Source organism: Aurantibacter sp. (genome assembly GCF_039941195.1).
Classification (GTDB): Bacteria; Bacteroidota; Bacteroidia; order Flavobacteriales; family Flavobacteriaceae; genus Aurantibacter_A.
In genome coordinates, this window is record NZ_JBDVFA010000100.1 from 37,921 (window position 1) to 63,642 (window position 25,722).

The window sequence follows — 25,722 nt, forward strand, 5'->3', positions numbered from 1 at the left end:
TTGTTATTATAAACATGTACTTCGTACTTTCGGGGTTATCTTTGTTAAAAACCGAATAATTTTTATGCAAGTATCTACCAAAGGCATTGTTCTTTCTTCAATAAAGTATGGCGATACAAGTTTAATTTCTAGAATATACACTGCTTCAGACGGTTTAAAATCTTATTTATTAAAAGGAGTTTTAACGGCTAAAAAAGGAAAACTTAAAGCGGCATATTTTCAACCTTTAATGCAATTAGAAATTAATGCAAATCATAAAAATAAAGGCACTTTAGAAAGTATTAAAGAAGTAAAAGTAACGTATCATTATCAGTCGTTACATACCGAAATGACGAAGAATTCTGTAGTACTGTTTTTGGCAGAAATGTTAGGAAACTCTATTCATGAGGAGGAGGCGAATAGCGAATTATTTCAATTTTTAGAAGCATCTTTGCAATGGTTAGATAATCATGATAAAATTGCTAATTTCCATTTAATTTTCCTGTTGAATCTTACTAAATATTTAGGTTTTTACCCGGATACGGAAAATATTTCAATGAATTGTTTTGACCTTGTTGATGGTGTCTTTGTTGATTTTCCTTCTGGGAATGCTTTTATTACAAATGAAAATTTAGTCTTATTTAAACAGTTGTTAGGCACAAATTTTGATGCAATTCATGACATAACCATGAAAAAAACCAACAGGCAAGAATTATTGAAGTCAATTGTGCTTTATTTTGAGCTCCATTTACAAGGATTTCGTAAGCCAAAATCACTTGCTGTTTTAAATGAAGTATTTAGTTGATGCAAAAGGCCTTATTCTTTTTTGTTTTCTTGTGCTTTCAAATTACAATAGCCCAAGAGATTACTATTTTAGATAGTGATACTAACGAACCTGTGTCAAATGTAGCCGTTTATAATTTTGACCATACCAAAACTTCTATTTCCGATATTGATGGAAAATGTGAGCTTTCTATTTTCGATAATAACGAAAGAATTACGTTTAAGCATTTGAGCTATCAAGTTAGGCGGATTGTTAAAAGTGCAATACTTCGTAAACACAACGTAGTGTCATTAGTAATGAAAGCAGAACAGTTAGAGGAGGTGGTAATGTCTGTCTCTAAATGGGAACAACAGAAAAAAGATATTCCGCATAAAACTACATCTATCAATGCTAGACAGATAGATTTTAATAACCCGCAAACAGCTGCCGACTTGCTACAAAGCAGTGGAAAAGTATTTGTTCAGAAAAGTCAAATGGGGGGAGGAAGTCCTATGATTAGGGGTTTTGCAACCAATCGTCTCTTGTTGTCTGTTGATGGTGTTCGAATGAATAATGCAATTTTTCGTGGCGGTAATATTCAGAATGTTATTTCTATTGATCCATTTTCAGTAAAAAACACAGAGATTATTTTTGGACCCGGCTCTGTAATTTATGGAAGTGATGCCATTGGAGGTGTAATGAATTTTTATACTAAAACACCACAATTTTCAACGAATGATAGTCTTTTAATTCAGGGTAATGGGAACTACCGCTTCGCAACCGCAAATACCGAAAATACAATACATGCAGACTTTAATTTTGGTAAGAAGAAATGGGCTTTCTTAACTAGTTTAACCTATAATAATTATGGAGATTTAGCCATGGGAGAACACGGTCCTGAGTCGTATTTAAGAACTAATTATGTTGAACGAATAGCTGGTGAAGATGTAGAAGTGACGAACAGTAATCCTAAAAACCAGAATCCTACTGCTTATAATCAGTTCAATCTGATGCAAAAAATTGAATTTAAACCAAATAATAATTGGGATTTTAAATTTGGTACTCATTATTCTGAAACTACGGATTATTCAAGATATGATAGATTAATTCGCCCTTCTTCAGATGGAACAAGTTTGAGATCATCTGAATGGTATTATGGACCACAAAAATGGTTTATGAGTAACTTTCAGGTGAAACAAATTGGAAAAGGAAGGTTTTACGATGGTTTAAAGCTTACTGCCGCATATCAGCATTTTGAAGAAAGTAGGCACGATAGGAATTTTCAAGAATTAGAATTGTTTAGCACTCAAGAAAAAGTGGATGCTTTTTCTTTAAATGTAGATTTTGAGAATAAGAAAATTGGAAAATCTAGAATTTATTACGGAGGTGAATATGTTTATAATAAAGTTGGTTCGGAAGGCCAACAACGGAATATTGAAACTAATATCACGTTAGATGCGGCTTCTCGGTATCCTGATGGGGCTAGTTGGCAAACCTTGGCTGGTTATATAAATGCTGAACATAAAGCTAAACCAAATTTTTCTTTATTAACAGGTTTACGATATAGTCATGTTTGGCTAAATGCAGTTTTTGATAAAACTTTTTATCCGTTTCCATTTGATGAGGCAAGCTTAAATAATGGTGCCTTAACTGGTAGTATTGGATTTAGTTGGTTTCCTAAAGCAGATTTGCAATTAACTCTAAATGGTTCTACAGGTTTTAGATCGCCAAATGTGGATGATATCGGTAAAGTTTTTGATTCTGAACCTGGCTCGGTGGTTGTACCAAATTTAGATTTAGAACCAGAATACGCCTATAATGCAGAATTAGGTGTGCGAAAGAATTTTAAGGATAAAGTTGTTTTCAAAGCAGCTACGTACTACACGTACTTAGTTGATGCGCTTGTGCGTAGAGATTTTGAGTTTAATGGACAATCTGAAATAATGTACAATGGTGAGTTGAGCAACGTTCAAGCTATTCAAAATGCTGCTAAAGCTTTTGTATATGGTGTAGAATTTGGGTTCGAAGCTTTTTTAACGGATAACCTTTCCTTGTCTTCTAATTTAACTTTTACAGATGGTATTGAAGAAGAGCCTGATGGCACAGAAACTCCAGCTCGCCATGTTTCTCCAACTTTTGGTGACTTCCACATCTTATGGAAAAACCAAGAATTACAAACGGATTTATTTGTAAACTATAATGGAGAAATAGCTAATGAAGATTTGGCCTCCTCTGAGACAAGTAAAAGCTATATCTATGCCCTTGACGAACAAGGAAATCCATTTTCTCCTTCTTGGTATACACTTAATTCTAGAGCGCAGTATAATTTTAATAATAATTGGAAGGTTTCATTAAATTTTGAGAATATTACCAATCAACGCTATCGAACTTATTCTTCGGGTATTGTAGCTCCTGGAAGAAATTTAATTTTAGGATTAGGTTATAGTTTTTAATAGGTTGATAAGGTATATAAAAAAAACCCTGACTCGTAAAAGTCAGGGTTTTCAATACGTTTAGCTGTGTGAATTAGTTCACAGCATCTTTAGCGTCTTTTTTTAAGTCGCTTGCAGCTCCTTTAGCTTTTTCAACTGCATCACCAGCAGCTGCTTTCGCATCAGAACCAACAGCTTTTGCTTTATCTGCAGCACTTCCAGCAGCATCCTTAGCAGAGTCAACTGCGTTGCCAGCAGCGTCTTTAGCAGAATCAACCGCGTTACCAGCAGCATCTTTAGCAGAATCAACTGCGTTACCCGCAGCATCTACAGCATCAGAACCAGCTTCTTTAGCAGCATCTACTGCTTCTCCAGCTTTATCCATAGCGCCTTCAGCAGCATCGCCAATAGCTTCTCCCGCTTCTTCAGCAGCGTCAGCTGCAGCTTCAGTTGCTTCGGTTGCCTTGTCAGCAGTTTCTCTACAAGAAATAAATGATACGCTCATTGCTACCATTAAAATCGAACTTAAAATTACTTTTTTCATTTGCTTTGTTATTAGTGTTTTACTGTTAATGATCATTGGATATACGCAATAGAAGCGGTTTTAGATTCTTTAACAGAAATTTATGTGTAATTGTTAAAATTTGCAGCTTAAAATTTTGAATATGTTAGCATAGTAAAGTGTACAACAATTGGCTATTAATTATTTCCAATTAGCACTTTAATCTTAATGTGATTTATAATTTGCTGAAACCCATAAGAAAAGGGGTGTGCTTTTTGTTTATTGCGCTTAACTTCCTTAAAAAATCACTAATTTTGCAGCCTTAATTTTAGTAGTAAAAACATGAAATTCGCGGAATACAAAGGATTAGATTTACCCCATATAGCTGATGAAATATTAAGTTATTGGAAAACGAATGACATTTTTGAAAAAAGTGTTACTACTCGAGAGGGGAAAGAAAGTTATGTTTTTTATGAAGGACCACCTTCCGCAAATGGTATGCCGGGCATTCATCATGTTATGGCACGTACTATAAAAGATATATTTCCTAGATATAAGACTATGAAAGGCTTTCAGGTAAAACGTAAAGCTGGATGGGATACTCATGGATTGCCAATTGAACTGGGGGTAGAAAAAGAACTTGGAATTACTAAAGAAGATATTGGTAAGAAAATTTCGGTTGTAGCATATAATGCTGCTTGTAAAAAGGCTGTTATGCGCTATACCGATGTTTGGAATGAAATGACAGAAAAAGTTGGCTATTGGGTAGATATGGATGATCCATACATTACCTATAAGTCTAAATATATGGAAACTGTTTGGTGGTTGCTCAAACAGATTTACGATAAAGGCCTTATTTATAAAGGGTATACCATTCAGCCTTATTCACCTAAGGCAGGCACTGGATTAAGCTCTCATGAATTAAACCAACCAGGAACTTATCAAGATGTTACCGATACTACAGTAGTTGCTCAGTTTAAAGCTGTTGAAGAATCATTGCCGGATTTTCTTAAGAATGAAGGAACAATTTTCTTTTTAGCATGGACGACGACTCCTTGGACACTTCCTTCAAATACAGCTTTGACGGTAGGACCGAAAATTGATTATGTGTTGGTGGAAACCTATAACCAATATACGTTTCAACCAATGAATGTTGTTTTGGCAAAAAGTTTAGTTTCAAAACAATTTGCTGGAAAGTTTGTAAAGGTTGATGAAAAGTCTGATTTGTTAGCGTATGCTTCTGGTGATAAAAAAATTCCGTATTACGTAGTTAAAGAGTTCGTTGGTAAAGACCTTGTTGGAATAAAATACGAACAACTTCTTGATTATGCCCTGCCTTATGAGGCCGCTGAAAATGCATTTAGAATTATTGAAGGTGATTTTGTTACTACTGAAGACGGAACTGGAATAGTACACACTGCGCCAACCTTTGGTGCAGATGATATGTTTGTAGCGCAAAAAGCGGTGCCGCCAATTCCACCACTTTTGGTTTTAGATGAAAATGCCAACCCGGTTCCATTAGTAGACCTTAAAGGAAAGTTTCGTCCGGAAATGGATGAACTAGCAGGAAAATATGTAAAAAATGAATACTACGAAGATGGTGAGGCTCCAGACCGCTCTGTAGATGTGGAGATAGCGATTCGACTTAAAGAAGAGAATAAGGCCTTTAAGGTCGAAAAGTATGTTCACAGCTATCCTAATTGCTGGCGTACCGATAAACCCGTTTTGTATTACCCACTAGATTCTTGGTTTATTAAGATTTCGGATGTTAAAGACAAAATGTTCGACTTAAATAAAACCATAAATTGGAAACCAAAAGCAACTGGGGAAGGAAGATTTGGAAATTGGTTGGCAAATGCTAACGATTGGAATTTATCTCGTTCGCGTTATTGGGGAATTCCGCTGCCAATTTGGAGGACTGAAGATGGAACCGAAGAGTTAATGATTGGTTCGGTTGAAGAGCTTAAGACTGAAATGACTAAAGCTGTTAAAGCAGGAGTTTTAGATAAGGATATTTTTGAAGATTTTGTCGTTGGTGATATGTCTGAGGCGAATTACGATAAAATAGATTTGCATAAAAATATTGTTGATCAAATTACTTTGGTTTCAGAGGCTGGTAAACCCATGAAACGAGAAAGTGATCTTATTGATGTGTGGTTTGATAGTGGATCTATGCCCTATGCACAATGGCATTATCCGTTTGAAAATGGAGATTTAATAGATGAGGGTGAAACGTTTCCAGCAAATTTTATAGCAGAAGGTGTGGACCAAACAAGAGGATGGTTTTATACACTTCATGCTATTGCTACCATGGTTTTCGATTCTGTAGCTTATAAAAATGTAGTTTCTAACGGACTCGTATTAGATAAAGATGGAAAGAAAATGTCTAAACGATTGGGGAATGCCGTAGATCCTTTTGATACTATGAACGCTCATGGTCCAGACGCTACCCGTTGGTATATGATTTCTAATGCAAACCCTTGGGATAACCTGAAATTTGATATTGATGGTATTGTTGAGGTAAAAAGAAAATTCTTCGGCACATTATATAATACCTATTCATTCTTTTCGCTGTATGCTAATATTGATGAATTTAAGTATGCTGAAGAGAATGTTTCTTTAGAAAAAAGGCCAGAAATTGATCGATGGATTTTATCAGAACTTCATACTTTAATAAGAAATGTTGATGAAGCTTATGGTGATTATGAACCAACAAGAGCTACTAGGGCTATTTCTAATTTTGTGCAAGAAAATTTAAGTAATTGGTATGTACGCTTGTGCAGAAGACGTTTCTGGAAAGGAGATTATCAAGAAGATAAGATATCAGCGTATCAGACATTATATACCTGTTTAACTACAGTAGCTAAATTGTCAGCTCCTGTTGCTCCATTTTTTATGGATCGTTTATATAAGGATTTAATGGCAGCAACTGAACAAGAAGCATTTGAAAGTGTTCATTTAGCGAACTTTCCAGTATGCGACACATCTTTTATTGATGTGGCACTGGAACGAAAAATGGAAAAGGCACAAACTATTTCTTCTTTGGTATTATCCATTCGTCAGAAAGAAAGAATAAAAGTTCGCCAGCCACTTAAAAGAATTATGATTCCCATATTAAATGAAGAACAGAAGGAAGATATTGAGGCAGTATCAGAATTAATAATGTCTGAGGTAAATGTAAAAGAAATAGAGCTTTTAGATGACGCCTCAAATATTTTAGTAAAGCAAATTAAACCTAATTTTAAAGTCTTAGGTCCCAAATATGGGAGAGAAATGAAGCAAATAGCACAAAGTGTTAGTGCATTTGGTCCGGATGATATCCAAAAAATAGAACAAGAAGGCGAAATATCGCTTAATATTGGAAATAAAGTCATTAATTTACAGTTACAAGATGTAGAGATTACCTCGCAAGATATTGAAGGCTGGTTAGTTGCTAGCTCTGGTGCTTTAACTGTAGCACTCGATGTAACTATAGACGAAGACCTAAGAAAAGAGGGAATTGCAAGGGAATTAGTAAATCGAATTCAGAATATTCGAAAAGATTCTGGTTATGAAGTTACTGATAAAATTGATGTAAAAATATTGAAAGATGGATTTGTAGAAAAAGCCGTTGAAAGTAATATTAACTATATCAAAACAGAAACTTTAACAGCAGACCTTATTTTTGAGGAGAAATTGGATGAAGGCACAGAAATTGCCTTTGATGAAGTAAAAACGAAATTATTTATCGAAAAACACTAAAAAAATGGCAGACGACTTAAAAGTCAGATATTCTGACAAAAACTTGGAAGAGTTCAGGGTTGTAATTGAGGAGAAGATTGAAAAAGCTAAAAGCCATCTAGAACTTTTAAGAAGTTCATACATGAATGATGGTAATAATGGTACAGATGACACTTCACCTACTTTTAAAGCTTTTGAAGAAGGATCACAAACAATGAGTAAAGAAGCGAATACCCAATTGGCAATTCGACAAGAAAAGTTTATTAGAGACTTGAAAAATGCTTTGTTACGTATTGAAAACAAAACTTATGGTATTTGTCGTGTAACTGGTAAATTAATAAATAAGGATCGACTTTTACTTGTGCCACATGCTACCTTAAGCATAGAGGCTAAGAACATGCAGAAGTAAAATAGAACGCAATCATAATTTTAAAACCTGCAGAGTAGTAATTTGCAGGTTTTTTTGATATATGTATAAACAAATTCTCTTTATAGTTTTAGCTGTTAATCTTTTAAGTGCTCAAAAGATTGTAAGGAAGACTATAATAAATAATGAAATAGATGCCATTGAAATAGATGCTGAAAATTGTTTTAGAATTAACTTAAAGACTTCTGATTCAGATGAAATGTTGGTGCAAGCAACAATTGATGGTGAATACAAGCAAGATTTAATTCTTAATTTAAAAGAAGAACACTCGAATATAATAGTAAGTACTGGTTTTTCTCCAAATTTTCGTAATCCTAATGATAAATTAAGTGCGCATAAGGTTATTTCAATTTCTTTAGATATAAGTGTACCCGAAAACCATAATTTACAACTCAATGGTACAAGTTGTAATATTTTCGCAACGGGTGTTTTTAAGCTTTTAAAAGTTACCTTAAATGACGGTGTTTGTAATTTAAAGGAGGTTTCGCATAATGCACTGGTGTTAACACAAAGTGGTGATATTAATATTTCTGCTTTTCAAGCTGAAATAAATGCAAATAGTAAATATGGTATTGTGGAAAAAAACGTTATTCCTGTAGGTACCAATTATTTTGATTTAAAAACTATCACTGGTGACATTAATTTCATGAAAAGTGAATAATTCGAAATTGTAATTAAAGAGTTATTTTTGCCGAGAATAAAATAATATGGGACTAAAAAAGTCAATTTTGCTTATCATTTTAATATTAATTATTGACCAAGTCAGTAAGTTCTATATCAAGACCAATTTTGTTTTAGGGGAGTCTGTAGATGTTTATAATTGGTTTAAAATTCTTTTTATTGAAAATGAAGGGGCTGCTTGGGGTGCTAAACTAAGCGATATATTGCCAATTTCTGATAATACCGGAAAACTTGTACTCACTATTTTTAGGTTATTTGCAATTGTAGGAATTGGTTATTGGCTATTTGATATAATAAAGAAACAATCTCCAAGAACTTATATTCTGGCAGTTTGTTTAATTTTTGCCGGTGCTTTAGGGAATATCCTAGATTCGGTATTTTATGGTGTTTTATTTGATGCTAGTAACGGTAATGTGGCAACACTTTTTTCTGACGAGCCTTATGGAAGTCTTTTTTATGGTAAGGTAGTGGATATGCTATATTTTCCAATGGTTGATACTACTTGGCCCGAATGGATGCCTTATTTTGGCGGTAGTAGATTCCGATTTTTTGAACCCGTTTTTAATATCGCAGACACCGCAATAAGTACTGGTGTAGGGATCTTAATTGTGTTTAATAAAAGAGTTTTTGGAGAACATGATGAAGAGGTTGATACATCAATTACTTCTGAAGAAGACTACTTATCGGCAAAAGAGTAATTTTTATTTGGAGTAATGCAATAATCTAACGGAATGTCTTTTTCGTAAACATCACTTATTTTTTCTACAGGATCAAAAAATGATAGACCTACTTTTATAGTTTCTGGCTTACAGCTTGCAAGAAATTCGTCATAAAACCCTTTCCCATATCCTACACGATTTCCGAGTTTGTCGAATGCCAATAAGGGCACGAAAACTACATCGATTTTATCAGGCAAAATTTCAATGCCATCCACTGGTTCTGGAATATTAAGGCTGCTATTTTTTAGTCGTGTACTATCAGTAAGTAAAAAGTGTTTTAATTTATTATCAAAAACCTTGGGAAGGATTATATTTTTATCCTTTCCCTGTAATACCGAAAGTAGAAATGAAGTATCTGGTTCTTTATTTTCAGAAATAGGTAAAAAAATGTGATAATATTCAAAATTCCAGATTGGAATTTTAAGTGCGTTATTGGCAATACTTAAACTAGCGTTTGCCAAAAATTGAGGAGAACTACTTTTTCTGCGATTTTTAAAGTTAAATCTTAAATCTTTTTTATTCATGATTTTAGATTAAACTAGCTAAATTTGGGGGTAAAAATTTGCTACTCTATTTCTTTAACGGATGAAGAGAAATAAAGTTTGAAGCAAACCATTAAGACCAAATAAAGTCCCAATATGATATAATATTTGTCCATGCTTTTTGTAATTGATATGGCTAAATGTAAATAAAATAAATCGTTAAAACCCTATTAACTGCAACTTTTTATCGATGAAATGCACACTTTTAATTTTTTATTAACTTTTACCATTGTTGTGAGACATATTTTATATTTTATTTAACTGTTATTTTTCAGTCAATTAGGGGTTAATTCTTATTTGTGAATATAGAGTTAGATTAAAAAGCAGCTTTATAAAAGTTTACATGGAATCTTTTTTGGATGCTTTAGCGTTAAAAACTCGTAAACATCCTTCAGAGAATAAAAAAACATAGTAATTTAACCATTAATATCGCTAAAGAGATTTTGTTTATACTACATGCCTCAAGACGACTCCCTTAAAATACAAATAAGTGTACTCCCAAATGCTCCTGGAGTCTATCAGTTTTATAATAAAGACGATAAAATTCTTTATGTTGGAAAAGCCAAGAATTTAAAAAGGCGGGTCTCATCATATTTTACTAAAAATCATGAAAATGGTAAGACAAGAATTCTTGTTAAGCAAATATGTTCTATAAAGCATATTGTTGTATCCACAGAAACCGATGCTTTATTATTAGAGAATAATTTAATTAAAAAGTATCAGCCGAAATACAATGTTTTACTAAAGGATGATAAGAGTTATCCTTGGATTTGTATTAAAAAAGAGCGCTTTCCTAGAATATTCCCAACTCGAAAATATATTAAAGATGGCTCGGAGTATTTCGGTCCATTTACAAATATGCATACTGTTCGTGTTTTATTGGATTTGATAAAAGGCATTTATCCATTACGAACTTGTACTTATGATCTTTCGGAGAAAAAGATTGCCGATGGAAAATATAAAGTTTGTTTGGAGTACCACTTAGGGAATTGCAAAGGTCCTTGTGAAGGATTACAAACTGAAGAAGATTACCAACAACAAGTAAATGATATACGAGATATTATAAAGGGGAATTTTAAATCTTCTTTGCATTATTTTAAAAAACAAATGATTGCTCTAGCTGATAAAAGATTGTATGAGGAAGCTCAGCAAATAAAAGAGAAGATTGAAGTGCTTGAAAATTATCAAGTTAAGTCTACCATTGTTAACCCTAAAATTAATAATGTAGACGTTTTTACCATAATTTCTGATGAAGATTTTGCCTATGTAAACTTTTTGCAAATTTCGCATGGTGCAATAATTCGTTCACATACCTTAGAGATGAAAAAGAAACTTGATGAAACGGATGATGAACTATTACAAATGGCAATTATAGAAATTAGGCAAAGATTTAATTCACACTCCAAAGTATTGTATTTGCCATTTGAGGTTGCTGTAGATCCTGAATTAAAAATTAGTGTGCCAAAAACTGGAGATAAAAAGCGAATTTTAGAATTATCTGAGCGAAATGCTAAATTTTTTAGACAAGATAGATTTAAGCAAATAAAAATTATTGATCCTGATAGGCATACTAATCGCATTATGGCTCAAATGAAGAAAGATCTTCGCCTTTCTGAAGAACCACGCCATATTGAGTGCTTTGATAATAGTAATATACAAGGTTCCAACCCAGTTGCTGCTTGTGTTGTGTTTATAAATGGAAAACCAGCAAAAAAAGAGTATCGAAAGTTTAATATAAAAACGGTTGTAGGGCCGGATGATTTCGCATCAATGGAGGAAGTTGTTTACAGAAGATATAAACGATTATTAAACGAAGAAGCTAATCTTCCACAATTAATTGTAATTGATGGCGGTAAAGGTCAATTGTCATCTGCTGTTAAAAGTTTGGATAATCTTGGATTGCGTGGTAAAATTGCAATTGTAGGTATTGCTAAAAGACTCGAAGAAATTTATTTTCCTGAAGATCCTATACCGCTTTATCTCGATAAAAAATCTGAGAGTTTAAAAATAATACAGCAATTACGTAATGAAGCACACCGATTTGGAATTACATTTCATAGGCAATTGCGAAGTAAAGCAGCAATAAACTCGTCTTTAGAAGCTATTGAAGGCATAGGTGAAAAAACAGCCCAGGACCTTTTAAAACAATTTAAATCTGTTAAACGAATTAAAGAAGCAACTTTAGACGATTTAGTAAAAACTGTTGGTATGTCAAAAGCACAAAAAATTTATAAAACTTTTCATTAGATTACACGTTTATAATATATGGTTAGGAGACTATTTTACATACTCTTTTTTTTAATTATTAGCCATAATTATGGCCAATCTGTTGTTGAAAAAAAAGACCTTAAAGTAGGAGTTGTATTAAGTGGCGGTGGGGCAAAAGGTTTAGCCCATATAGGTGCTTTAAAGGTAATTGAAGCAGCAGGTATTAAAATAGATTTTATCGGTGGTACTAGTATGGGTGCCATAGTTGGCGGTTTATATGCATCTGGTTATAATGCTAAACAATTGGACTCTTTATTTCGGAATTTAGATTTTCCAGATTTAATAGAAGATAAAATTCCAAGGGGTGCTAAATCTTTTTATGAGAAATCTGCATCTGAAAAATATGCATTAACCTTACCTTTTAATAATTTCAAACTATCTTTTCCTTCGGCCTATTCTGGCGGTCAAAATATTTACAGTGAACTTGTTCGAGTTTTATACCATGTTAAAGATGTAGGTGATTTTAGTAAATTACCAATTCCTTTTCTATGTATTGCTACGAATGTTGAAACGGGAGAGGAAGTTTTGTTGGATCGTGGATATTTACCCGAAGCAATAATGGCTAGTGGTACTTTCCCTTCACTTTTTGAACCTGCCCCGGTAGGTGATCAAATATTAATTGATGGCGGTGTGGTAAATAATTACCCAATTGATGAGGTGCGTAAAATGGGTGCTGATGTAATTATTGGCGTAGATGTGCAACAAGGTTTGTCGGATCGAGAAGGACTCCTGTCAGCAACAGAAATATTACTTCAAATAAATAACTATAGGTCTGCTGTTGATATGGTTGATAAAGTTGAAAAGACCGATATATATATTAAACCTGAAATAACGAATTATACGGTAGTAGATTTTGATTCAAGTACTAATATTATAGATAGCGGCGTGCAGGCTGCACAAGATAAATTAAGCGAATTAGAAAAAATTGCCGATGAGCAGGAATGGACTAGAAGCAAGTTTGTGCCCATAAGCGAGAAAGATAGTTTAATTGTTAAGCAAGTAGTGCTAAAAGGCAATGAGAGTTATACAAGCGGTTATGTTAAAGGGAAATTGCGTTTTGAGAATAATGAGAAAATTACTTTTGAAAAACTACAACAGGGCATAAACAATTTATCTGCTACAGATAACTTTAAAACAATTAGGTATGAATTGCTAACTAATGGTGATGGCGTTGACCTTGTAATTGACCTGAGGGAAAATAAAACAAAAACATTATTGCGGTTAAGTGGGCATTACGATGATTTGTATAAAACATCGGCACTCATAAATATTTCGCACAAAAATTTGTTTATGAAGGATGACGTAGGTTCATTCGACTTTATTTTTGGGGATAATATTCGTTATAATCTTCATTATTTTGTTGATAAAGGTCCCTACTGGAGCTTTGGATTTAATTCCCGCTACAACGATTTTAAACAAGATGTTAGTTATGAATTAATTGAATCGAACTTTAATGTTGGTCCTGGACTAATTATCAATAATATAAGTTTGGATTTAACTGATTTTACCAATCAAATTTATGTGCAAACAGTAGTAAAAGAAGAATTTGCTTTTCGTTTGGGTGCTGAACATAAATATTTAAAATTTAGTACCAAAACAATAGGTGAAGTAACCGAAGAAGAGCTGACAGAAGATTTAATTGTTGAAGATGGTAAAACTATTTTTGAGAAAAGTAATTATTATAGTTTATATGGTCAGCTTACATTGGATACTTATGATGATAAATACTTTCCTTCAAAAGGATTGCTTTTTGACGGTGATTATCATGTGTATCTTTTCTCTTCCGATTTCAATAATAATTTTAGAGAGTTTTCTGTGGCCAAAGCACGTTTTGGAGCTGCATTTCCGCTTTTAGATAATCTATCTTTTAATATTGAAACTGAAGGTGGTTTTAAACTAGGTACCTCGCCAGTTACTGCAATGGACTTTGTTTTAGGGGGGTATGGTACTGATTTAATTAACAATATCAGACCATTTTTCGGATATGATTTTATAGCCTTACCAGGAAATAGTTTTGTGAAAGCATATGGTCGTTTCGATTTGGAAATAGCTCCGAAGAATCATGTTTTGTTGGCAGCGAATTTCGCGAATGTAGATGATGATTTATTTCGAACTGGGGAGTGGTTTACTGCTCCCAATTATTCTGGTTATGCTGTGGGATATGGTATTGAATCTTTAATTGGGCCCATGCAAGTTTTTTACTCCTGGACTCCAGAACAAAATGAGGGTAATTTCTTTTTCAGTATAGGTTATTGGTTCTAGTTTTTCTTGTAAAAACATCACTAAACCCTAATTAATAATACCTTACAATGTTAGTGCTTTGCTCTTTAGGTAAATTGTCTTCATTTGGTATTGTTTTATGCATAAATAAAAGGTGAAGATGGCATATATTTTTACTTGTAAGTTTGCTGTTAAGGCCCTGTTTTTCTTAAAAAATTCCAAAATTCAATCCATTTGAGCTAAAATATGTTAATGCTTTAGTTAAAGTAAGTTAAAAGACTTTTTTGAAATAAACTTTGCTGTAAATTTGTAGGAGTAAGGGGTGGTTCCCTTACAACTTTAAGTATTGGTTTTTCATAATTTAAAGTTTGGTTGGTTATTTAGGAAAAGCCCAGTTTAAAAAACTGGGCTTTTTTTATATAAATCATTTTTCTAATCATAAATATCCCCCAAGAGTCAATTTTAAATGAATCGAACAATACTTTGGAATAAATTTTGTTTTAATAACAGTGACAATACTAAAATTTAATACACTTTGTTTAATTTTAGTCTAATTTCTAAGGCTATGAAGAGATATATATTACTTGTTTTATTAGCTGTTGGCATAACGGTCAATGCACAAGAAAGTTATTCTGGTGGAGATTTGGCTATGAATACAAGCCAACATAAACCTTCTAGTAAAAAGAAATTTGAAAAAAAAGAATCTGCATTTAAACCAGGAGAATGGTTGAAATTTAGATTGCATTATGGTTTTTTAAATGCAAGCTATGCTACATTACAAGTGAAAAATGCCGAAATTGATGGTAAATCAGTATATCATGTAGTAGGTAAGGGTCGAACTTCAGGTTTCGCAAGTATCTTTTTTAATGTAGATGATCGTTATGAAAGCTATTTTGATAAAGAAGAAGGTAAGCCTTATAAATTTGTACGGAAAATTGATGAAGGTGGATACACTAAAGATGTTGAAATTGATTTTGACCATACGAATGATAAAGCAGTCTTAAACGATAAGAAAAATAAGTTTAAGAAAGAATTTGAGCTTCAAGATAGTATTCAAGATCTTATATCAGCTTTTTATTACTTAAGAAACTATTACGAGCCAAAAGATTTAGTACAGGGCGAGTCGATTACCTTAAAAATGTTGTACGATGATGATGGGATCTTCAATTTTAAGCTTAAGTATTTAGGTGATGAGGTTGTGAAAACTAAATTCGGAAAGGTGAAATGTTTCAAATTTAGACCGTATGTGCAATCCGGTAGAGTGTTTAAAGAACAAGAAAGCCTTTCTTTATGGGTTTCTGCAGACAAGAATAAACTTCCAATACGCATTAAAGCTGATTTAGCAGTAGGCTCTATTAAAGCAGATTTAGACCAATATAATGGGCTTAAACATCAGTTTAAAATTATAATGGATTAATCTTAAATTACTAATTGCTAAATTTGGTTTCTTATAGCAATTATAAAATTTAAGATGAAAGACAAGAATCGCATTGATTCCCAGATTTCGAAACTTGAAGAGAAGTATAAAGACTCAGGTCAGGATGTCAATTCCTATCTAGATGGTCTTCTTCATCAACGCTACCTTACTTATTGGGATTATATACACTTAGATACCTTGCTTAGTTTGCAAGTACCCCGCACTTATTTTCCTGATGAAGAGATTTTTATAATGTATCATCAGATAACAGAGCTCTTTTTTAAGCTTATACTTCATGAGCAAAAGCAATTGGTTGATGATAAATCTCAAAATATTGATTTTTTTGTAGAAAAGATTCGAAGAATGAATAGCTACTTCGAATCCCTTATTTCTTCCTTTTACATAATGATAAAAGGAATGGAACGCGAACAATTCTTGAAATTTAGAATGGCATTATTGCCTGCTAGTGGATTTCAGTCTGTGCAGTACCGGATGATTGAGATTTATTCGGCACCATTAGAAAATCTAGTACATCATACCGTTCGTGAAAAATTTACAGGAGAAGATTCGCTCGAAGATTTGTACGAAAACATTTATTGGAAAAAAGGAGCAACCGATATTGATACAGGGGAAAAAACTTTAACATTAAAGCAATTTGAATACCGCTATACGCCAAGGCTTGTACGTACTGCAAAGCAGGTGAAAAATGCTACTATTTACGATAAATACTTGCAATTGCCAGACAGCAAAAAGAATAATAAAGACCTAATAAAAGCGTTAAAGACTTTGGATATGAATGCAAATATCAATTGGCCTTTAATGCATATGGGTTCTGCTCATAGATATCTTGGCCATGGAAGCGGTGAAATTGATGCTACAGGAGGTACAAATTGGAAAACCTATTTGCCGCCTAGCTTTCAGAAAGTTGTTTTCTTTCCGAGTATTTATACAAAAGAAGAGTTAAATAATTGGGGAAAAGAGTGGGTTGACCATATCTTTAACCCTGATAAACTAAAAAAGTAAAATGCGAAAATTGTGGGGCCTTGTTTTTTTGTTTGCTGCTTTATTGTCTTGTAAAGATGATAAAACAGATGCTACCGAGTCAAAAAATGAAATAGCTGTTGTTAAGGAGCAAGTAAAACCCGTCATAATTAAAAAGGAATACGGTTTTAACCTCGACCAATTTACAGTCAAACACGATACCGTAAAACGCGGTGATAGTTTTGGGGAATTAATGATGCAAAACAAAGTTGATTATCCTAAAATTGCTAAAATATCCGAAAATTTTAAAGATACATTTGATGTTCGTAAAATACGAGTTGGTAGACCGTATTTAATATTAAAGTCAAAAGATACTACAGAAACTGCCGAAGTATTTATTTATCAAAATGATCCCATTAACTATACTGTTATTGATTTAAGAGATAGTGTACAGGCATACAAAGAAAAGAAAGAAGTAAAATATGTTGAGAGAGAAGCTTCAGGTGTCATTAAAACCTCTTTGTCCGAAGCTATTTTAGATCAAGGTATAGACTATAATGTTACTAATGACCTTTCTGAGATATATGCTTGGACAATCGACTTTTTTAGATTGCAAAAAGGAGATAAGTTTAAAGTTATTTATAGAGAGAAATATATAAATGATAGTATTTATGCTGGTGCAGAACCTATTGAGGCTGCATATTTTGAGCATGAGGGTCGTCCTATTTATGCTTTTGCCTATGAAAATGATTCACTAAAGAGCATAACTGATTATTTTGATGAAGAAGCAAATAACTTGAGAAGAACTTTTCTTAGAGCTCCCGTTAAATTCAGTAGAATCTCATCGCGATATAATTTAAAGCGAAGAATTAAATATTATGGCAATAAGGTTAGACCGCATCGTGGAACAGATTATGCTGCACCTATTGGGACTCCAATTATGGCTACCGCCGATGGTATAGTTACCGAATCTAGAAGAAAAGGTGGTAATGGCAAGTACGTTAAAATTCGCCATAACGGTACATATTCTACGCAGTACCTGCATATGAAAAAGCAAAAAGTTAAAAGAGGTGCGCATGTTAAACAAGGTGACGTTATCGGTTGGATTGGAATGACGGGTAATACTGGCGGACCACATGTTTGCTATCGTTTCTGGAAAAACGGTCGTCAGGTTGATCCGTTGCGTGAAAAGCTTCCACTTGCTGAACCTTTGGCAGAATCTTTAAGACCGGATTATTTTGAGTATATTAATCCCAAGAAAAATCAATTGGATTGTATCGAATATATCTATCCACCAGAAGAGAACCTATTAACATCTATTGACTTCGAAGAATAAATGGCTTTAAAGAACACAAACCCTACCGCAACAGAAATTTGGAAAAAACTTACGCTTAATTACGAAAAAACTAAAAACGAACATCTCAAAAATCTTTTTGCTTCAGATGCGAAAAGAGCAGAAAAATTTTCATTGAGGTGGAATGATTTTTTAGTTGACTACTCTAAAAATAGAATTTCTGATGACACCATGAGTTTGTTATTTCAATTAGCAGATACTGTTAATTTGAAAGACGCTATTCAAAAATATTATAAGGGTGATATTATAAATGAAACTGAAGGTCGTGCAGTTTTACATACGGCCTTACGAGCTAAAGATACAGATGAGGTAGTAGTAGCGGGTGAAAATGTAATGCCCGAAGTTTACCAAGTAAAAACACAAATTAAGAATTTTTGCGATTCCGTTATTTCAGGAGAGAAAAAGGGTTATACCGGTAAGCAATTTACAGATGTTGTAAATATTGGAATTGGTGGATCAGACCTTGGTCCTGCAATGGTGGTTGAAGCATTAAAGTTTTATAAAAACCATTTAAATCTTCACTTTGTTAGTAATGTTGATGGGGATCATGTAAACGAAACTATCAAATTATTAGATCCGGAAACTACTTTATTTGTTATTGTTTCTAAAACATTTACTACACAAGAAACATTAAGTAATGCTACTACAATTAAAAAGTGGTTTTTACAGCACGCTTCTCAAAATGATATAGCAAAACACTTTGCTGCAGTTTCAACAAATGCGGAAAAAATTGCAGAATTTGGTATTTCTGAAGAAAATGTTTTTCCGATGTGGGACTGGGTTGGTGGTCGTTTCTCTTTATGGAGTGCAGTTGGTTTAAGTATAGCACTATCTGTAGGTTTTGAAAATTTCGATAATTTGCTCGTTGGAGCAAATGAAATGGATGAGCATTTTAAAACCGCAGATTTTGAAGAGAATATTCCGGTTGTACTAGCGCTATTAAGTGTGTGGTATAATAACTTTTACGAAGCCGAAACGGAGGCTATTATTCCTTACACACAATACCTGAGTCGTTTTTCTGCGTACTTGCAACAAGGTATTATGGAAAGTAATGGAAAAAGTGTAGATCGTAATGGTAATAAAACCGATTATGAAACCGGAACAATAATATGGGGTGAGCCTGGTACAAATTCGCAACATGCTTTTTTTCAATTAATACATCAAGGAACCAAACTAATTCCTGCCGATTTTATAGGTTTCAAGAAATCATTACATGGTGATATGAATCACCATAATAAATTAATGGCCAATTTCTTTGCGCAGACCGAGGCCTTAATGAATGGTAAAACTTCAGCTGAGGCTAAAAAAGAATTAGAATCAAAAAACTTATCTGATACCGAAATTGATTTTCTTACACCATTTAAAGTTTTTGAGGGTAATAATCCTACAAATACCATTTTAATAGATAAGCTTTCACCGAAAAGTTTGGGCGCTTTAATTGCACTTTACGAACATAAAATATTTGTGCAAGGTGTTATTTGGAACATCTTTAGTTATGATCAATGGGGTGTTGAATTGGGAAAACAACTAGCTACCACCATTCTTAATGAAATAGAGTCTTCCGAAATTGGTGATCATGATGGCTCTACTTTGCAGTTATTGAAATATTTTAAGAGTTAATCATTCATTTTCCTTATAATTAGTTAAATGGCATAAGTTATTATCTGCCAGTTCATTGTTCTTGCCAATTTTGTGTTAATATTGCAGATGCAAATTTAACGTTCGCTTAATATAGACACGCTAAAATAACGTCACTTTTGCAGCAAATTCAAAAATTCTAAACACAAGAACAAATGAAAAAAATGTACTTCGCAATGGTTGCGTTTTTATTAACCACTGTTGCTTTCTCACAAGGAACAATTACTGGTACTGTAATGGACGGAGATTCAAATACGCCGTTACCAGGAGCTAGTGTAGTTGTTGAAGGAACCACGAATGGAACTTCAACTGATTTTGACGGAAACTTCTCTATTGAAGTTTCTAAAAACACAGGAAACTTAGTTGTTTCTTATATTGGTTTTGTAACCAAGAAAATAGCCTTTACTAGTCCTGGTGCAATTAAGGCAATAACTTTAGAACCAGATGCTGAAGAATTAGAAGGTGTAGTTGTTATTGGTACAGGTATTATTGACCTTGCAGATGACAGACAAACGCCTATCGCAGTTTCTTCAATACCTGTAAAAGTGATACAAGAAAAAATCGGTACTCAAGATATTACCATGACTATGGTAAATACTCCTTCGGTATATGTATCTGGACAAGCAGGTGGATTTGGTGATACCAATATGAGAGTACGTGGTTTTGATCAAGATAATACCGCTTTTTTATTAAATGGTCAACCAATTAACGGTATGGAAGATGGATTAATGTACTGGTCTAACTGGTCTGGTTTAAATGATATCGCTTCTGGTGTTCAAATACAACGTGGTTTAGGTTCTTCTAAATTGGCAATATCGTCTGTAGGTGGTACCGTTAACTTTGTTACTAAGGCTACGGAAATGCAACCAGGTGGTTTTGCTTATTCAACAGTTGCTAATGATAACTACCTAAAAACTTCTGCTGGCTATAATACTGGTATTTCTGAAAAAGGATGGGGATTAAGTGCAATGCTTTCGCATTGGCAAGGTGACGGTTATAACGAAGGTAACTTTGGTGAAGGTCAAACGTATTTTATTTCGTTAGGGTATAGACCAAATGAAACTCATGGATTTAATTTCTTAATTACTGGTGCACCTCAATTTCACGATCAGAACTTTACGAAATCTATAGCTGATTATCAAGAGTACGGATTGCGTTATAACAATAACTGGGGTACATATAATGGGGAGTATATGACAGAAAGAAGAAATTTCTATCATAAACCAGTAGCCAATTTAAACTGGGATTGGACTATGAATGAGTCTACCAATTTATCTACTGTACTTTACGCATCTTGGGGTAATGGTGGTGGTACTGGTAACCGAGGTAATAGAATTAGAACAGAAGATGGTAGAATAGATTACGATGCTATTTATGCGCAAAATTCACAAGTTACAGATGGAGCAGGTGTTTATTTTGGAGATGAAGATGCTTATGTAACTCGATCTTCTATGAATTTGCATAGTTGGTATGGATTAATTACAAACTTAGAAACTAAACTTTCTGAAAATCTTTCATGGAACGTAGGTTTCGATCTAAGAACTTATTATGGTAAGCACTTTAGAGTAGTTTCAGATTATCACGGATTATCATCGTGGACAGAAACTATTCGTTTAATAGATCAAAATAATAATCATGAAGCATACGGCGGTTTTGGCACATATAAAATTGCTACTGCTACAGAGAGTTTTAGGCCATCAGGTTGGGAAGCTGCTTTTAGTACTTATGATGAGGATCAGAAAATAGCGTATAGTAATGATGAACGTATTTCTTACGGTGGTTTGTTTACACAATTGGAATATGCTACAGATAATTTATCTGCCTTTTTCCAAGGATCATTATCAAATCAATATCACCAAAGATTTGATTTTTGGCAATATGCAGATCAGGCTTTAATAGATGGTACATCATCTCAAAATACTGATGAGCCAGTGCCAGCTGGAATTACTGACGGAGTTGATTCTGAAAAAGTTAATAACCTAGGATACAATGCTAAAGCTGGTTTTAGTTACAAACCCAATCAATCGCATAGTTTTTATTTTAATACAGGTTATTACAATCGTCAACCTTATCATGATAATATCTATTTGAATTTTACGAATCAGGTAAATCCGTTGACTGAAAATGAAAAGATTTTTGGTTTAGAAGCGGGTTATGGTTTTACAAGCTCAGTTTTTTCTGCGAATGTTAACTTATATAGAACGTCTTGGAAAGATAGAGTAGTTACAAGTTCAGATGTTATTGATGATGTAGTTACTTTTGAAAGTAACTTTGGAACATCTCAGTTACACTCTGGTATTGAAATAGATTTTAAATTGAGACCTATTACTGATTTTTCTATTAATGGTTTTGCATCTATTGGCGATTGGATATACCAAGGGGAAGTAGTGACGCAAGTAACCGATGAAGAGCGTAATGTAATTAGTACTGAAGATGAAGATGTTGATGGTGGTAAAGTAGGGGGTGCTGCACAACTTTCAGGCGGTTTAGGATTTGCCTATAGAATTAGCCCAAAGTTTTCAATTGATTCTGATTGGAGATATTACGACAAGCTATATTCAGATGTTGGTGCGATTAAAGAAAATTTAGAGTTACCATCTTACAATCTTTTAGATGCTGGTCTTACTTTTCAAGTGCCAGTAGGTGCTGACAAAACAAAAAGATTAAAAATTAGAGGAAACATTAATAACGTTTTAGATACAGAGTATTTATCTCGTTTAACAACAGCTAATTTGCCAGAAGCAGGTGAAGCTTTATATGAAGGTATTGCAGTTTCTAACCAAGGATATTTTGGTTGGGGTAGAACATGGAATGTTACCCTTCGTTACGATTTTTAATATTTCTACATAATTATAGAAAAACCCGCATTGTTGCGGGTTTTTTTATGCCCAAAATTCATTACTTTTAACATTCTCTAAATTTAATTTCTATGCAAGAATATGAACTCTCTTATGGTTGGTTATTAACCTTACATTCTTATTTGGCTTACATTGTACTGGCCGTATTAATATTGGCCGTAGCTAATGCTATAATTGGCCTTGTTAGTAATAAAATGTTTACGCCTGAGAAAGATTTTAGAATAAGTCTTTTTGGATTGATTTTAAGCCACTTAATGTTAGTAGTTGGTCTTGTTCTTTATTTCGTTTCTCCTAAAGGTTTTTATGCTGTTAAAACACTTGGTATGGGTGGTATGAATGCTGTATCACGTTTATTAGCAGTAGAACATCCATTTATAAATATTCTTGCAATCGTTTTAATCACAATCGGTTGGTCACGACATAAAAAGTTTATTGAGGGAAATAAAAAGTTTCAATCCATTGCTATTTTTTATGGACTTGGCTTAATATTTTTATTGAGCAGAATTCCTTGGGGTCAATGGTTCAATTAAAACAATAATTTTTTACTAATAATAACATCCGAGTACATATTCCAAATTTTTAATAACATATATAATTTAAAATGAAAAAAGGTATACTTCTTTTGGCACTTACAATTGCATTTGTATCATGTAAATCTAAGGCACAAACCGTAGCAAATTCAACAAATCAAAAAGAACTTTTTAATGGCACTAATTTAGATGGTTGGACAATCTATGGCACCGAAAAGTGGTATGTAGAAGACGGCCTTTTAGTTTGTGAAAGTGGCCCTGATAAAGGTTATGGTTACTTTGGAACTAACGAACATTATAAGGATTTTGAATTAACATTAGACTTTAAACAAGAAGCTAATGGAAATAGTGGCGTATTTATTCGCTCTACTGTTGATGGCACAAAAGTTAGTGGCTGGCAGGTGGAAGTTGCACCTCCAGGACATAATACTGGTGGTGTTTATGAATCATATGGTCGAGGTTGGTTAATTAAACCGGCACCAGAAAAAGATAAAGCATTAAAAATGGGTGAGTGGAATACTATGAAGATTCGTGTAGAAGGTTCTACGGTTACTTCTTGGTTAAATGGTACCGAAATGATGACTATTACTGATGCTAAAATTGGTGAAGGCGAAGGCGGAATAGCACTGCAGATTCATGATGGTGGTGGTATTAAAGTTCGTTGGAAAAATATTAAACTTACCGAACTATAAGAATATATAACATCTCTCTTCAAAATTAAGAGAGATGTTTTTTTATGGCCTTGCCGGAAGCATATTTCTTATCGCGGCAATCTTCCAAACTTCTTCTCTTTTTACAACTATAAAAGTGCTCCACATTTTACGTGTTGAACCATTAGAATTTTCTATTTGATATTTAGCATCAACAATTGCATTTTCGCTATTTAATAAACGAACGTTATCCACTGTTAAAGTTCTTGTTCCTGGATTAGTTTTGGAGCTTTTTAGCATTCCCTTCATAGATTCTGTAATATTCTTTCTCCAAACCCCAGAAGAAACTAATTGATCTACATCATCTGTTAAAATAGATTTAAGTAAAACAGCATCTTTAGTTTCGCGAGCATGGGCATAATTGGCTATTAAATTGGTAATTTTATTGTGCTCTTCAATGGAGGTTTTATTTTCTTGGGCGCTTACATTAGCGAATGTAAATAAGAAGAAGATCAGTATTGTAAGAGATTTCGCTATCATTAATTTATTGTTTGAATTCGTACAACTAAAGAAAAAAATGCCCCTTGTCTTTAATTGCTAGATTGTGGACTATGGTTTAATAACTTGATTGTGCTTGTTTACCCAAATACCATTGGTAAAAGTAATTAGACCATGTTCTTTATGAAAATAACTTTCACCCGAGTTGTATTCTTTCACTTCATCTTCTATATAGCCTTCAATGCACCACTCCATGCCATCTGCCCCATATTGTTTAATGTAGCCATCTTCGCAGCCTCCACCATCATAATCATCATCATCACAACTAGTATAAGAAAGTGTTACGAGTAATAAAATGCTAAATTTTCTAACCATAATTTTGAATTTTACTTTCGACTAAGTTATTAATAAAAGAATATAAATTTGGAAGTCTAATTTTGCACTTTTTTAATTAAATAAATGTACACTGGAAAATGATCGCTGTACCCACCGGCATAACTGCCGCCTGCATAAGTACGAAAAGGATAACCCTTGTATTGCCCTTTTTTAGTTATTAAATAGTTTGGTGTAAAAATGTTGGCTTTCCAAAACCGATATTTGTTTTCTGATTTTACAAGGTTTGCAGTAAAATAAATTTGATCAAAAAGATTCCATTTATCTCTGTAGGCTAAAGAACCAATTCCTTTTTTGAATAATTTTTCCATGGGGTTAAAAAGTGCAGTGCTATCCAAATTTTTTGTTTTACCATGTGTTTGTAGAATCTTTTTTAAACTATCATCAGTGGGGTCATCATTTAAATCGCCCATGCTTATAATTTTAGCATTTGTGTCTAACTTCTGAAGAGAATCTATAATTCTTTTATTCAGTTTTGCAGCTTTCATTCTATTGGGTTTACTCCTTGCCTCACCACCACTTCTCGATGGCCAATGGTTTACGATAAAATGGATTTGTTCATCATCTAATAGACCCCCAACAACCAATTGATCTCTTGTGTAATTTCGTTCGCCATCATCATTAATTAATAATAAGCGATGGCTTTCAAAAGATGTAGGTAAAAATGCTGATTTTTTATAAAGTAATGCCACATCAATTCCTCGTTCATCAGGCGAATCGAAATGAATTATTTCATAAAGTTTACTTTTTAGAAATTCATGATTAACTAAATCTTCTATTACCTTATAATTTTCTATTTCACTTAAACCAATTATATCTGGAACACTATTAGTTACATCTAACCCAATCTCAGAAATTACTTTGGCAATGTTGTTTAGTTTATGGTTGTACCGATTTGTCGTCCAATTGTCTTTGCCTTCTGGTGTACGATCGTCATCAAAAATTAATGTATCGTTTTCAGTGTCAAAAAGGTTTTCAACATTGTAAAAAGCAATAGTTCTAACACGATACTCTTTTTCTTTCTGAGCATAAAATAGGATTGGAATTATAAAAAAAATATAGGTAAATATTGTCTTCATTTTTAATTGTAAAAAGGTAAAATAGCGAAAAAAGTAAATATTTTGAAGGTATTTTCTTAAAACTTAACAAG

Annotated in this window: 20 protein-coding genes; 15 read left to right on the top strand and 5 right to left on the bottom strand. The window is 33.3% G+C overall.

The window, feature by feature from the left end; translation table 11 throughout:
* Positions 1–64 precede the first annotated feature (64 nt).
* Positions 65–784: a DNA repair protein RecO gene (gene recO, locus ABJF52_RS17330; RefSeq protein ID WP_348153164.1), complete on the top strand. Its 720-nt coding sequence runs from the start codon at positions 65–67 to the stop codon at positions 782–784.
* On the top strand, positions 784–3,195 hold the full coding sequence (locus tag ABJF52_RS17335) for a TonB-dependent receptor (RefSeq protein WP_348153165.1): 2,412 nt from the start codon (positions 784–786) through the stop codon (positions 3,193–3,195). The genes recO and ABJF52_RS17335 overlap by 1 nt, the downstream gene beginning before the upstream one ends.
* 73 nt (positions 3,196–3,268) lie before the next feature.
* Here the strand turns inward: ABJF52_RS17335 and ABJF52_RS17340 are convergent, their stop codons facing one another.
* The gene (locus ABJF52_RS17340) at positions 3,269–3,718 is read right to left on the bottom strand and encodes a hypothetical protein (protein ID WP_348153167.1); all 450 of its coding nucleotides are present in this window, start codon (positions 3,716–3,718) and stop codon (positions 3,269–3,271) included.
* Between the two features lie 300 nt (positions 3,719–4,018).
* On the opposite strand from ABJF52_RS17340, the gene ileS reads away from it, so the two are divergent.
* The 4 genes from ileS to ABJF52_RS17360 all read left to right on the top strand — a co-directional run bounded on the left by ileS (position 4,019) and on the right by ABJF52_RS17360 (position 9,202).
* Entirely contained in the window at positions 4,019–7,417 is a 3,399-nt protein-coding gene (ileS, locus tag ABJF52_RS17345) for an isoleucine--tRNA ligase (RefSeq protein WP_348153169.1), read from the top strand.
* 4 nt (positions 7,418–7,421) lie between these two features.
* Positions 7,422–7,805, top strand: a complete 384-nt coding sequence (locus ABJF52_RS17350) for a TraR/DksA C4-type zinc finger protein (protein WP_348153170.1) — start codon at positions 7,422–7,424, stop codon at positions 7,803–7,805.
* 61 nt (positions 7,806–7,866) lie between these two features.
* Positions 7,867–8,484 (top strand): DUF4097 family beta strand repeat-containing protein, encoded by a 618-nt coding sequence (locus ABJF52_RS17355; RefSeq protein ID WP_348153172.1) that lies wholly within the window; start codon positions 7,867–7,869, stop codon positions 8,482–8,484.
* Between the two features lie 46 nt (positions 8,485–8,530).
* Positions 8,531–9,202: a lipoprotein signal peptidase gene (locus tag ABJF52_RS17360; protein WP_348153173.1), complete on the top strand. Its 672-nt coding sequence runs from the start codon at positions 8,531–8,533 to the stop codon at positions 9,200–9,202.
* Here ABJF52_RS17360 and ABJF52_RS17365 read toward each other — a convergent pair.
* The gene (locus ABJF52_RS17365) at positions 9,181–9,747 is read right to left on the bottom strand and encodes a 5-formyltetrahydrofolate cyclo-ligase (protein WP_348153175.1); all 567 of its coding nucleotides are present in this window, start codon (positions 9,745–9,747) and stop codon (positions 9,181–9,183) included. The two genes, ABJF52_RS17360 and ABJF52_RS17365, sit on opposite strands and share 22 nt — an antisense overlap.
* A gap of 474 nt (positions 9,748–10,221) precedes the next feature.
* On the opposite strand from ABJF52_RS17365, the gene uvrC reads away from it, so the two are divergent.
* The 9 genes from uvrC (at position 10,222) to ABJF52_RS17410 (ending at position 23,723) form a co-directional block, all read left to right on the top strand.
* Positions 10,222–12,012 (top strand): excinuclease ABC subunit UvrC, encoded by a 1,791-nt coding sequence (gene uvrC, locus ABJF52_RS17370; RefSeq protein WP_348153177.1) that lies wholly within the window; start codon positions 10,222–10,224, stop codon positions 12,010–12,012.
* Positions 12,013–12,030: 18 nt separating this feature from the next.
* Positions 12,031–14,295, top strand: coding sequence for a patatin-like phospholipase family protein (locus ABJF52_RS17375; RefSeq protein WP_348153178.1), 2,265 nt, complete (start codon positions 12,031–12,033; stop codon positions 14,293–14,295).
* A 607-nt stretch (positions 14,296–14,902) separates the two neighbouring features.
* On the top strand, positions 14,903–15,670 hold the full coding sequence (locus tag ABJF52_RS17380; RefSeq protein WP_348153233.1) for a DUF3108 domain-containing protein: 768 nt from the start codon (positions 14,903–14,905) through the stop codon (positions 15,668–15,670).
* 54 nt (positions 15,671–15,724) lie between these two features.
* Positions 15,725–16,693 (top strand): tryptophan 2,3-dioxygenase family protein, encoded by a 969-nt coding sequence (locus ABJF52_RS17385; protein ID WP_348153180.1) that lies wholly within the window; start codon positions 15,725–15,727, stop codon positions 16,691–16,693.
* Between the two features lies 1 nt (position 16,694).
* Positions 16,695–17,987: a peptidoglycan DD-metalloendopeptidase family protein gene (locus ABJF52_RS17390; protein ID WP_348153182.1), complete on the top strand. Its 1,293-nt coding sequence runs from the start codon at positions 16,695–16,697 to the stop codon at positions 17,985–17,987.
* Positions 17,988–19,625: a glucose-6-phosphate isomerase gene (pgi, locus tag ABJF52_RS17395; RefSeq protein WP_348153184.1), complete on the top strand. Its 1,638-nt coding sequence runs from the start codon at positions 17,988–17,990 to the stop codon at positions 19,623–19,625. It begins immediately after the preceding gene.
* 173 nt (positions 19,626–19,798) lie between these two features.
* Entirely contained in the window at positions 19,799–22,480 is a 2,682-nt protein-coding gene (locus ABJF52_RS17400; protein ID WP_348153186.1) for a TonB-dependent receptor, read from the top strand.
* A 92-nt stretch (positions 22,481–22,572) separates the two neighbouring features.
* Positions 22,573–23,031: a hypothetical protein gene (locus tag ABJF52_RS17405; protein ID WP_348153188.1), complete on the top strand. Its 459-nt coding sequence runs from the start codon at positions 22,573–22,575 to the stop codon at positions 23,029–23,031.
* A 71-nt stretch (positions 23,032–23,102) separates the two neighbouring features.
* Complete coding sequence (locus tag ABJF52_RS17410) at positions 23,103–23,723, top strand: DUF1080 domain-containing protein (protein ID WP_348153190.1); 621 nt, start codon at positions 23,103–23,105, stop codon at positions 23,721–23,723.
* Between the two features lie 42 nt (positions 23,724–23,765).
* On the opposite strand, the gene ABJF52_RS17415 is transcribed toward ABJF52_RS17410, so the two are convergent.
* The 3 genes from ABJF52_RS17415 to ABJF52_RS17425 form a co-directional block, all read right to left on the bottom strand.
* Positions 23,766–24,221, bottom strand: a complete 456-nt coding sequence (locus tag ABJF52_RS17415; protein WP_348153192.1) for an SgcJ/EcaC family oxidoreductase — start codon at positions 24,219–24,221, stop codon at positions 23,766–23,768.
* Between the two features lie 69 nt (positions 24,222–24,290).
* Positions 24,291–24,554 carry a hypothetical protein gene (locus tag ABJF52_RS17420; protein ID WP_348153194.1) on the bottom strand — a complete coding sequence of 88 codons (264 nt, stop codon included), beginning with the start codon at positions 24,552–24,554 and terminating at the stop codon, positions 24,291–24,293.
* Positions 24,555–24,610: 56 nt separating this feature from the next.
* Positions 24,611–25,651 (bottom strand): endonuclease/exonuclease/phosphatase family protein, encoded by a 1,041-nt coding sequence (locus ABJF52_RS17425; protein ID WP_348153196.1) that lies wholly within the window; start codon positions 25,649–25,651, stop codon positions 24,611–24,613.
* Positions 25,652–25,722: the final 71 nt, after the last annotated feature.

Coding starts and splice junctions, on each gene's coding strand:
- ABJF52_RS17390 (WP_348153182.1), top strand. CDS start 16,695: ATGCGAAAATTGTGGGGCCTTGTTTTTTTGTTTGCTGCTTTATTGTCT.
- ABJF52_RS17380 (WP_348153233.1), top strand. CDS start 14,903: ATGAATACAAGCCAACATAAACCTTCTAGTAAAAAGAAATTTGAAAAA.
- ABJF52_RS17335 (WP_348153165.1), top strand. CDS start 784: ATGCAAAAGGCCTTATTCTTTTTTGTTTTCTTGTGCTTTCAAATTACA.
- ABJF52_RS17400 (WP_348153186.1), top strand. CDS start 19,799: ATGAAAAAAATGTACTTCGCAATGGTTGCGTTTTTATTAACCACTGTT.
- ABJF52_RS17415 (WP_348153192.1), bottom strand. CDS start 24,221: ATGATAGCGAAATCTCTTACAATACTGATCTTCTTCTTATTTACATTC.
- ABJF52_RS17350 (WP_348153170.1), top strand. CDS start 7,422: ATGGCAGACGACTTAAAAGTCAGATATTCTGACAAAAACTTGGAAGAG.
- ileS (WP_348153169.1), top strand. CDS start 4,019: ATGAAATTCGCGGAATACAAAGGATTAGATTTACCCCATATAGCTGAT.
- ABJF52_RS17410 (WP_348153190.1), top strand. CDS start 23,103: ATGAAAAAAGGTATACTTCTTTTGGCACTTACAATTGCATTTGTATCA.
- ABJF52_RS17355 (WP_348153172.1), top strand. CDS start 7,867: ATGTATAAACAAATTCTCTTTATAGTTTTAGCTGTTAATCTTTTAAGT.
- ABJF52_RS17385 (WP_348153180.1), top strand. CDS start 15,725: ATGAAAGACAAGAATCGCATTGATTCCCAGATTTCGAAACTTGAAGAG.
- ABJF52_RS17420 (WP_348153194.1), bottom strand. CDS start 24,554: ATGGTTAGAAAATTTAGCATTTTATTACTCGTAACACTTTCTTATACT.
- ABJF52_RS17375 (WP_348153178.1), top strand. CDS start 12,031: ATGGTTAGGAGACTATTTTACATACTCTTTTTTTTAATTATTAGCCAT.
- pgi (WP_348153184.1), top strand. CDS start 17,988: ATGGCTTTAAAGAACACAAACCCTACCGCAACAGAAATTTGGAAAAAA.
- ABJF52_RS17360 (WP_348153173.1), top strand. CDS start 8,531: ATGGGACTAAAAAAGTCAATTTTGCTTATCATTTTAATATTAATTATT.
- ABJF52_RS17365 (WP_348153175.1), bottom strand. CDS start 9,747: ATGAATAAAAAAGATTTAAGATTTAACTTTAAAAATCGCAGAAAAAGT.
- ABJF52_RS17425 (WP_348153196.1), bottom strand. CDS start 25,651: ATGAAGACAATATTTACCTATATTTTTTTTATAATTCCAATCCTATTT.
- ABJF52_RS17340 (WP_348153167.1), bottom strand. CDS start 3,718: ATGAAAAAAGTAATTTTAAGTTCGATTTTAATGGTAGCAATGAGCGTA.
- ABJF52_RS17405 (WP_348153188.1), top strand. CDS start 22,573: ATGCAAGAATATGAACTCTCTTATGGTTGGTTATTAACCTTACATTCT.
- recO (WP_348153164.1), top strand. CDS start 65: ATGCAAGTATCTACCAAAGGCATTGTTCTTTCTTCAATAAAGTATGGC.
- uvrC (WP_348153177.1), top strand. CDS start 10,222: ATGCCTCAAGACGACTCCCTTAAAATACAAATAAGTGTACTCCCAAAT.